The sequence below is a fragment of the Pseudomonas sp. UBA4194 genome (assembly GCF_002379585.1).
Lineage (GTDB): Bacteria > Pseudomonadota > Gammaproteobacteria > Pseudomonadales > Pseudomonadaceae > Aquipseudomonas.
Genome location: NZ_DFUE01000042.1, coordinates 28,728 through 37,656 on the forward strand (window position 1 = coordinate 28,728; position 8,929 = coordinate 37,656).

Below are 8,929 nucleotides of genomic sequence, written 5' to 3' on the forward strand. Positions count from 1 at the left end.
CTCCCACAGAGGTGTCCTGTACACCACCCCCCTGTGGGAGCGGGCTCTGCCCGCGATGAGGCCCGACCGGGTAACGGAAATCTTCCCCATGTCCACCCCGCAAAAACCTACCCTGCACCCCCGCAACCGCCATCAAGGCCGCTATGACTTCCCGCAACTGATCAAGGCCCACCCGGACCTCGGCCGGTTCGTGATCCTCAATCCCTACGGCAAGCAAAGCATCGACTTCGCCAATCCGGCTGCGGTGAAGGTGTTCAATCGGGCCCTGCTTAAGGCGCTGTACGGCATCGAGCACTGGGACATTCCCGAAGGCTATCTTTGCCCGCCTATCCCCGGCCGTGCCGACTACCTGCACTGCCTGGCCGACCTGCTGGCCGAAAGCAACGCTGGCGAGCCGCCGAGAGGCGCCGGGGTGCGCGCGTTGGATATCGGCGTAGGCGCCAACTGCGTCTACCCGCTGCTGGGGCACAGCGACTACCGCTGGCAATTCGTTGGCTCGGACATCGACCCCGTGGCCCTGGCTTCGGCCAATGCCATCGTCCAGGCCAACAAGCTCGGCAAAGCCATCAGCCTGCGCCAACAGCACCAGCCGGGGCACATCCTCAAAGGCCTGGTCGGCGCCGACGAACGCTTCGCCGTCACGCTGTGCAACCCGCCCTTCCATGCCTCGCTGGAAGAAGCCACCCGCGGCAGCCAGCGCAAGTGGCGCGCCTTGGGCAAGGCCGATCCCAAGCGCAAGCTGCCGGTGCTGAACTTCGGGGGGCAGAACAATGAGCTGTGGTGCGAAGGCGGCGAGATTCGTTTCGTGACGCAGTTGGTCAATGAAAGCGTGCAGGTGGGTCCACAGGTGCTGTGGTTCAGTACCTTGGTGTCCAAGGCCTCGAACCTCCCAAGCATTCAGGCGACCCTGAAGAAAGTCGGCGCGAGCCAGGTGCGGGTGGTAGAGATGGGCCAGGGCCAGAAACAAAGCCGCTTCGTGGCTTGGTCGTTCCTGAGCCCCGAACAGCAAGGCAAGTGGTTCGCCAAGTAGCCTGAATGCCCCCTGACACCTACGTCAGGGGGCATTCATATAGCCAGGCGATCAGGCCTTCGCCGGCTCCGCCACCAATTCCTCGACTTCCGGCTTCTTGATCAGCGCATACACCACGGCGGTGACCAGCGCACCCGCGACAATCGCCAGCAGGTACAGCAGCGCATGGTTGATCGCATTCGGGATCAGCAGCACGAACAGCCCGCCATGGGGCGCCATCAGCTTGCAGCCGAAATACATCGACAACGCACCGGTCAGCGCGCCGCCGGCGATGCTGGCCGGAATCACCCGCAGCGGGTCCTTGGCGGCAAACGGAATTGCGCCTTCGGAAATGAAGCACAGCCCCAGCACCAGCGCCGCCTTGCCGGCTTCACGCTCGCTCTGGGCAAACTTGCGCCGGGCGATGAAGGTGGCGATACCCAAGCCAATCGGCGGCACCATGCCCGCAGCCATGGTCGCGGCCATCGGCGCATAGCTTTGCGACGCCAGCAGGCCCACCGAGAACGCATAGGCGGCCTTGTTGATCGGCCCACCCAGGTCGACGCACATCATGCCGCCCAGCAGTACGCCAAGCAGCAGCGCATTGGTGGTGCCCATGCCGTCGAGGAACTCGGTCAGGCCGGCGAGCATGCCGGCTACCGGTTTGCCCACCACGTAAATCATCACCAAGCCAGTGAACAGGCTGGCAAACAACGGAATGATCAGAATCGGCTTCAGCGCTTCCAGGCTGGCGGGCAGCTTGGCGTAACGGTTGATCGCCTTGGCGGCGTAGCCGGCGATGAAACCTGCCGCGATACCGCCGATGAAGCCCGCCCCCAGAGTGCTGGCAAGCAAGCCACCGATCATGCCCGGCGCGAGGCCTGGCCGGTCGGCAATCGAGTAGGCGATGTAGCCCGCCAGCAACGGCACCATCAACTTGAACGCAGCATCGCCACCGATCTGCATCAGCGCGGCCGGCAAGGTGCCCGGCTCCTTGAACGCCTCGATGCCAAACACGAACGACAACGCGATCAACAGGCCGCCAGCCACCACCATCGGCAGCATGAACGAAACACCGGTGAGCAAATGCTTGTAGACCCCGGTTTTCTCCTGCTTCTTCGGTGCGCTGCCGGCACTGCCGGTGGACTCCAGCTGGCCTTCAGCCAAGGCCTTGTTCAGCGTTGCCTGGGCCTGCTTGAGGGCGATACCGGTGCCGCAGCGATAAATGCGCTTGCCGGCAAAACGCTCGGTGGCCACCTCGATGTCGGCCGCCAGCAACACCACATCGGCGTCATCGATGGCTTCCACGCTCAAGGGGTTGCGCGCGCCCACCGAGCCCTGGGTCTCGACCTGCAAGGTGTAGCCCAGTTGCTTGGCCGCCTGGGCCAGCGCCTCGGCGGCCATGAAGGTATGGGCGACACCGGTCGGGCAGGCGGTCACCGCCACCAGACGTGGCGCACGGGAAGCCGCCACCGCGGTAGGCAGCGGCGCATCGGCGTAGATCTTGGCCTGCTCGGCAGCCATGCCGAGGAATCCGTCGACATCCTGCAGGGCGTGGGCCGGGGTGCTCTGAAAGACCCGCTTGCCGACGAAACGGCTGAGGTCCAGGGCGCCGGTATTGACCACCAGCACCCAGTCGGCAGCGTCGATGTCGGCAGGCGTCAGGCGCTTTTCCGGGTGCTGTGGGTCGTGCACTTCAACGCAGGTTTCCCAGCCCCGGCGCTTGGCCGCGGCGTCCAGCAAACGGGCGCTCAAGACACTGGACACCCTGCCGCTGGGGCACGCAGTGACGATAGCTAGCTTCATCTTCAACCCTCTTGTTGTTCTGGCAGCGGACGCACGCACACGCCGCTTTCGAGCCGCGCCAGCTGCGCGACATCATTGATTCCAAATCCGATCTGGGTCACCGCCATGGCGGCGATGGCCGTGGCGGTGCGCAGGCTCTGCTCGGGGCCACTGGCCTGCAGCAGGCCATGCACCATGCCGGCCAGCAGCGAATCGCCCGCACCTACCGTACTGGCGATGTCCACGGTCGGCGGCAGGGCTTGCAGGGCCAGGCCGCTGGCAAACCAGTTGACGCCCTTCTCACCTTGGGAAATGACCACGTTGCCCACACCGTCCTCCAGCAATCGGCGAGCGGCAGCGGCCTGTTCGGCCGGGGTTTCCACCGAAGCACCGAGCACGTCGCCCAGCTCATGGGTATTGGGCTTGATCAGCCACGGCGCGGTCTGCAAACCGGCGCGCAGGGCAGCGCCACTGGTGTCCAGTGCCACTTTCAGGCCCATCTGCCCAAGGCGTTCGAGCACGCCCTGGAGCCACTCTGGCGTCACGCCGCGGGGCAAGCTACCGGCAACCACTACCGCGTCATGACCCGGGGCAATCACTTCCAGGCGCGCCAGTAACGCCGCCTGGGCCTGATCATCCACCACCGGGCCGGGACCGTTGAGGTCGGTGACCCGGCCGCTGCGCTCGGCCAGTTTGATGTTGCTGCGGGTTTCACCGGGCACGCGGATGAACGCGTCGACGAAACCACGCTGGGCAAACAGGGCTTCGAACGGCTGCGGGTTGGCGTCACCCAGAAAGCCGGCCACGGTCAGCTCATGGCCCAGGTCCGCCAGGACCTGCGCGACGTTGAGGCCTTTGCCGGCAGCGTGGCGGTGCAGGCCCTCGCTGCGATTGACCTCGCCCAGCGCCAGGTCGCCGATTTCCACGGTCAGGTCCAGTGCAGGGTTCAAAGTCAGGGTCAGGATGCGTGCCATCAATAATTCTCCACCAGGGACCGCACTTCAGTGGCGGTGCCCAGGCCCAGCGCTTGCTGAGCCAGTTGCTGCGATTGGCTGAAGGTCAGTTCGCGTACCCCCGCCTTGACCTCGGCGATGCTGCGCGCCGAGACACTCAACTCATCCACACCCAGCCCCACCAGCAGCGGTACCGCCAACGGGTCACCGGCCAGTTCGCCGCACACCCCTACCCATTTGCCATGGGCGTGGGCGGCACGCACGGTGATGTCGATCAACTGCAGTACTGCCGGGTGCAGGCCATCGGCCTGGGCCGACAAAGTTGGGTGACCACGATCGATGGCCAGGGTGTACTGGGTGAGGTCGTTGGTGCCAACGCTGAAGAAGTCTACTTCGCGCGCCAGCACCGGCGCCAACAGCGCGGCGGAGGGAATCTCGATCATGATGCCCAGCTGCAGATCGGCCACCGGGACTTCCATTCGCAGGCGCTCAGTCATGGCCTTGGCCTGGCGCCATTCTTCGACGCTGCCCACCATCGGAAACATGATCCGCAACGGCCGGTTGTCGGCGGCGCGCAGCAAGGCTCGCAACTGGCCTTCCATGACGTCTGGACGCTGCAAGGTCAAACGAATGCCACGCACGCCCAGGAAGGGGTTTTCTTCCTTGTCGATGGGCCAGTACGGCAGCGGTTTGTCGCCGCCCACGTCGAGTGTACGCACCACCAATGGCCGGCCAGCCAGGCCGTCGAGCACGCGCCGATACTCTGCCTCTTGAGTGGCCTCGTCGGGGGCTTGGGCGTGAGCCATGAAAATCAGTTCGGTGCGCAGCAGGCCAACGCCTTCGGCGCCCTGCTCCACGGCCTTGGCAACGCCGGCGCTTTCACCGATGTTGGCGAATACTTCAACAGCATGGCCGTCCAGGGTCACCGCGCTTTCCATGCGTCGAGCGGCCGCCGCTTGCAGGCGTTGCTCACGATGATCGCGATCGGCGATGGCGCGCTCCAGCACATCGGCAGCAGGCGCCACCGTGAGCAGGCCACGCTGGCCATCGATCAACAGATCGGTTCCCGCAGCAATCAGCAGCACGGCTTCACCGGCGCCTACTACCGCGGGAATGCCCAGGGCGCGGGCAACGATGGCGCTGTGCGCGGTGGCCCCGCCGCGCGCGGTCAGGATGCCGGCGACCCGGGCAGGGTCCAGCCGCGCAACGTCAGAGGGGCCCACTTCGTCCATCACCAGGATGTACGGCTCGTTCGGCTCTTCGGCGGTTTGCACGCCGCACAACTCGGCCAGGACCCGGCGACCGATGTCACGCAGGTCGGCGGCGCGCTCGGCCAGCAAAGCGTCCTGCAAGGCTTCCTGTTGTTTGGCTGCCGCTTCGATGACGGCGTTCCAGGCGGCCGGCGCACTTTCGCCCTGGTGCAGGCGCGTGGTGACTTCTTCGGTCAGCGCCGGGTCGTCGAGCATCTCCTGGTGGGTGATGAAGATATCGCGAATCGCCTGGGCCTTGGCGCGTTGAATCAGGCCTTCGATGTCTTCGCGCACCTGAGCCAGCGCCGCCTGCAGACGCGCCTGCTCGGCGGCCTGGGATTCACCGCGCTGGGCATACTCGAAATCGTGCAGCACCTGAATGTGTGCCGGCCCCATGGCGATGCCAGGCGCCGCGGCGATCCCTTGCACCACGGCACCGACGGCCAATGGCTCGACCTTGGCCTTGAGCACGGGCTGGGCGGCAGGCTTGGCCACGGGCGCGGCGCTGACGGCGGGCAGCGGCTCGACTTCTTCGCCCAGACCGGCCTCGATGGCCGCCAACAGCGCCGGCAATGCATCCTCGGCGATGGTGGGTTCAGCGACCAGTTCCAGGGTCTGCCCGCGGCGGGCGCCCAGGCTCAGCAGCTTGCTCAGGCTCTTGGCCGATACCGCCGCTTCGCCGGACTCGACCACGCGCAAACGAATCTCACCCTCGAAACTCTTGGCCAGTTGCGCGAGGATTTTTGCCGGGCGAGCGTGCAGACCATGGGCGTTGGCCAGCACGATCTGCGCGCTCGGCCAGTCCGCCGGCAGCTCACCGCCCAGCGCTTCAAGCACCGCACGGGTGCTGGTGGCCTGGCCCAGTTCGGTGCCGCGGCCTTCGATCAGCAGCGAACACAAGCGCTCCAGCAGCGCCTGATGCGCTTCGCCCAGGCTCGCCAGGCAGAACAGGCCGGTGAGCGGCTGCCCCAGATAACGCAGGGGCTTGTCCGGCGTCACGAACGCCAGACCCGGCCTCTTCACGGTCTGCTCGCTGTGCAGCCACCACAGGCCATCACCCAGGGGCAGTGCTTCAACCTGCTGCAACAGCGCAGCGAAGCCATTGCTGACGCAGTCGGCATGGCGCAGCAAGCGAGCGCCGCGCCACACCAGCTCCTCGAAATCTTCGGCCATCACGCCCAGGCCAATCAGCTGAGCGTCCAGCGCCAGTTCCTGCGGCGCGCCCTGCAACAGCTTCAACAGCGCCTCCGGCGTAGCGGCGCGGCGCAGGGCTTCGCCCAGATCGGTTTCACCGAGCGCACGGGTCAGCAGCTGCAGCAGGCGCAGATGTTCATCGGATTTGGCGGCAATGCCGATCGCCAGGTAGACCATCTGCCCATCACCCCAATCCACCCCTTCGGGGAACTGCAGCAGGCGCACGCCGGTGGCGAACACCAGTTCGCGGGTGTCCGGGGTGCCGTGGGGAATGGCGATACCCTGCCCCAGAAAGGTCGAGCCCTGAGCTTCACGGGCCTGCAAGCCGGCCAGGTAACCTTCGGCAACCAGGCCGTCAGCCACCAGCCGGTCGGCCAGCAATTGCAGGGCGGCGGGTTTATCCACAGCCTTCTGGCCCATGGATATCTGCTCTATAGTGAGCTCCAGCATTGCCTGTCTCCTTTACAGCGGCGGCAGCGCGCTGAGGTATTGTTGTGAAGGGTTCAGCATAGGGCGCTCGGTTGGAAACGGCGCGCTAGACTGATTGCACGAGCGGCTTGCGACCCCGAGATAAATAAGACCCCGGCATAAGGCTTTTGACGGCAGAAACTCGCAAGCTGAATCGTTTCATCTAGAATGGACCGCACGTTACTCGATAATCTTCGATCATTGAAGCCCAACTTGTCGGTTGCGTGCAGCCCCGCTGCTGCACACCCTCTACCGAATGAACGACAATGCTCCTGCGATGGCCATTCGCGTCGCCGTGACAAGAACAAGGAATCCAAGGTTGAAACTCAGTGATATCGCCCGTCTGGCTGGCGTCTCGGTCACCACCGCCAGCTATGTCATCAACGGCAAGGCTGTCCAGCAACGCATCAGCAAGGCCACGGTCGAGCGCGTGCAGGCCGTGGTGCTGGAGCATGGTTTCACGCCCAACCCCCAGGCCGCAGGCCTGCGCAGCCGCCACACCCGGACTTTGGGCTTCATCCTGCCGGACCTGGAAAACCCCAGCTACGCGCGCATCGCCAAGCTGCTCGAACAGGGTGCCCGCGCCCATGGCTACCAACTGCTGATCGCCAGTTCCGATGACGATGCCGCCAGCGAGCTGCAACTGCTGCAACTGTTCAAGGCGCGCCGCTGCGACGCCCTGTTCGTGGCCAGTGGGCTGCCGGCCAGCGACGACAGCTACCGAGAACTGCAAGCCAAGGGTACACCCGTGATTGCCATCGACCGGATGATGGACCCCTCACAGTTCGTCTCGGTCATCAGCGACGACCGCAATGCCAGCCTGCACCTGACGCAAAGCCTGCTGCAACCGACGCCCCGGCACATCGCCCTGATCGGCGCACGGCCGGAGCTGAGCATCAGCCAGGAGCGTGCCGGCGGATTTACCGACGCGCTGCAAGGCTTTGCCGGTCAGGTACTGGTGGAGCACAGTGAACACTTCAGCCGCGACGGCGGCCACCACGCCATGCTGGCGCTGCTCGACAAGCTAGGGCATTTGCCCGATGCCCTGATCACCACCTCGTACGTGCTGTTGCAGGGCGTGTTCGATGTACTGCAGGAGCGCCCCATCGATTCCCAATCCCTGCATCTGGGCACCTTCGGCGACACGCAGCTGCTGGACTTTCTGCCACTACCGGTCAACGCCATGGCCCAGCAGCACAGCATGATCGCCAGCAAAGCCCTGGAACTTGCCCTGGCCGCGGTGGAACAAAAGCATTACGAGCCGGGCATCAACGCTGTGCCTCGTACCTTCAAGCAGAGGATTCACGAGGCCTGATCGTGCGTTTGATCGACACCCACACCCACCTCGACTTTCCCGACTTCGACGCGGACCGCGCCCTGGTGCTGGACAACGCCAGCGCCCAAGGCGTTGGGCGCGTGGTGGTATTAGGTGTGCACCAGGCCAACTGGCAGAGAGTGTGGGACCTGGCCCTGGCCGATGCCCGCGTATACGCCGCGCTCGGCCTGCACCCGGTGTATCTGGAAGAGCATCGGCCCGAACATCTGCAAGCCCTGGGCGACTGGCTGGACCGCCTGCGCGGCCATCCCAAGCTCTGCGCCCTGGGCGAATTCGGCCTGGACTATTACCTCAAGGAGCTGGACCGGGAGCGGCAGCAGTCACTGTTCGAAGCGCAACTGAAGCTGGCCCTGGACTTCGACCTGCCTGTGCTGCTGCACGTGCGTCACAGCCATGCCGCGGTGATCGCCACCCTGAAACGCTTCAAGCCGCTACGCGCAGGGGTGATCCATGCGTTCGCCGGCAGTTGGGAAGAAGCCCGCGAATACCTCAAGCTCGGCTTCAAGCTCGGACTCGGTGGCGCCCCCACCTGGCCGCAGGCACTCAGGCTGCGCAAGGTGCTGCCACAGCTACCGCTCGACGCCGTCGTGCTGGAGACGGACTCACCCGACATGGCGCCATCGATGTACCCCGGCATGCGCAACAGTCCGGAACATCTGCCGGAGATTGCCCGGGAGCTCGCGCGGGTGATGGACGTTGAAATCGAAGTATTGGCACAAGCAAGCAGCCGAAATGCAGCGCAAGTATTTGGCTGGAAATAACCACCCCGCCTGTAGGAGCGGCGTGCAGCCGCGAAGGCGTCTTCAGCGTCGCCACCTGATCCAAAATGTGTAGCGCCTATCATGCCCCCATCGCGGGCAGAGCCCGCTCCCACAAGGGATTTGTGCAAAGGCCCAACACCCCACACCCCGCAGCCCCCCTGTAGGAGCGGCGT

Annotated in this window: 6 protein-coding genes; 3 read left to right on the top strand and 3 right to left on the bottom strand. The window is 65.1% G+C overall.

Translation table 11 applies throughout. The features are described from left to right. Window positions 1–88 precede the first annotated feature (88 nt). Window positions 89–1,030 carry a 23S rRNA (adenine(1618)-N(6))-methyltransferase RlmF gene (rlmF, locus tag B3397_RS10955; protein ID WP_296249907.1) on the top strand — a complete coding sequence of 314 codons (942 nt, stop codon included), beginning with the start codon at window positions 89–91 and terminating at the stop codon, window positions 1,028–1,030. Window positions 1,031–1,081: 51 nt separating this feature from the next. Here the strand turns inward: rlmF and B3397_RS10960 are convergent, their stop codons facing one another. From B3397_RS10960 to ptsP, 3 genes are read right to left on the bottom strand one after another with little or no spacing between them, the layout of a single operon-like run. Next, window positions 1,082–2,815, bottom strand: a complete 1,734-nt coding sequence (locus B3397_RS10960) for a PTS fructose-like transporter subunit IIB (protein WP_296249908.1) — start codon at window positions 2,813–2,815, stop codon at window positions 1,082–1,084. Between the two features lie 2 nt (window positions 2,816–2,817). Beyond that, a complete protein-coding gene (gene pfkB, locus B3397_RS10965) occupies window positions 2,818–3,768 on the bottom strand; it encodes a 1-phosphofructokinase (protein ID WP_296249909.1) in 951 nt (316 codons plus the stop codon). Further along, complete coding sequence (gene ptsP, locus B3397_RS10970) at window positions 3,768–6,641, bottom strand: phosphoenolpyruvate--protein phosphotransferase (RefSeq protein ID WP_296249910.1); 2,874 nt, start codon at window positions 6,639–6,641, stop codon at window positions 3,768–3,770. The genes pfkB and ptsP overlap by 1 nt, the downstream gene beginning before the upstream one ends. Before the next feature lie 337 nt (window positions 6,642–6,978). Here ptsP and cra point away from each other — a divergent pair, with 337 nt between their 5' ends. Then, complete coding sequence (gene cra, locus B3397_RS10975) at window positions 6,979–7,974, top strand: catabolite repressor/activator (RefSeq protein WP_296249911.1); 996 nt, start codon at window positions 6,979–6,981, stop codon at window positions 7,972–7,974. Window positions 7,975–7,976: 2 nt separating this feature from the next. Then, window positions 7,977–8,756, top strand: a complete 780-nt coding sequence (locus B3397_RS10980; RefSeq protein ID WP_296249912.1) for a TatD family hydrolase — start codon at window positions 7,977–7,979, stop codon at window positions 8,754–8,756. The last annotated feature ends 173 nt before the right edge of the window (window positions 8,757–8,929 follow it).

What these genes read in the sequence shown, in the direction of transcription:
- pfkB (WP_296249909.1), bottom strand. Translation starts at nt 3,768, where the DNA reads ATGGCACGCATCCTGACCCTGACTTTGAACCCTGCACTGGACCTGACC.
- ptsP (WP_296249910.1), bottom strand. Translation starts at nt 6,641, where the DNA reads ATGCTGGAGCTCACTATAGAGCAGATATCCATGGGCCAGAAGGCTGTG.
- B3397_RS10960 (WP_296249908.1), bottom strand. Translation starts at nt 2,815, where the DNA reads ATGAAGCTAGCTATCGTCACTGCGTGCCCCAGCGGCAGGGTGTCCAGT.
- rlmF (WP_296249907.1), top strand. Translation starts at nt 89, where the DNA reads ATGTCCACCCCGCAAAAACCTACCCTGCACCCCCGCAACCGCCATCAA.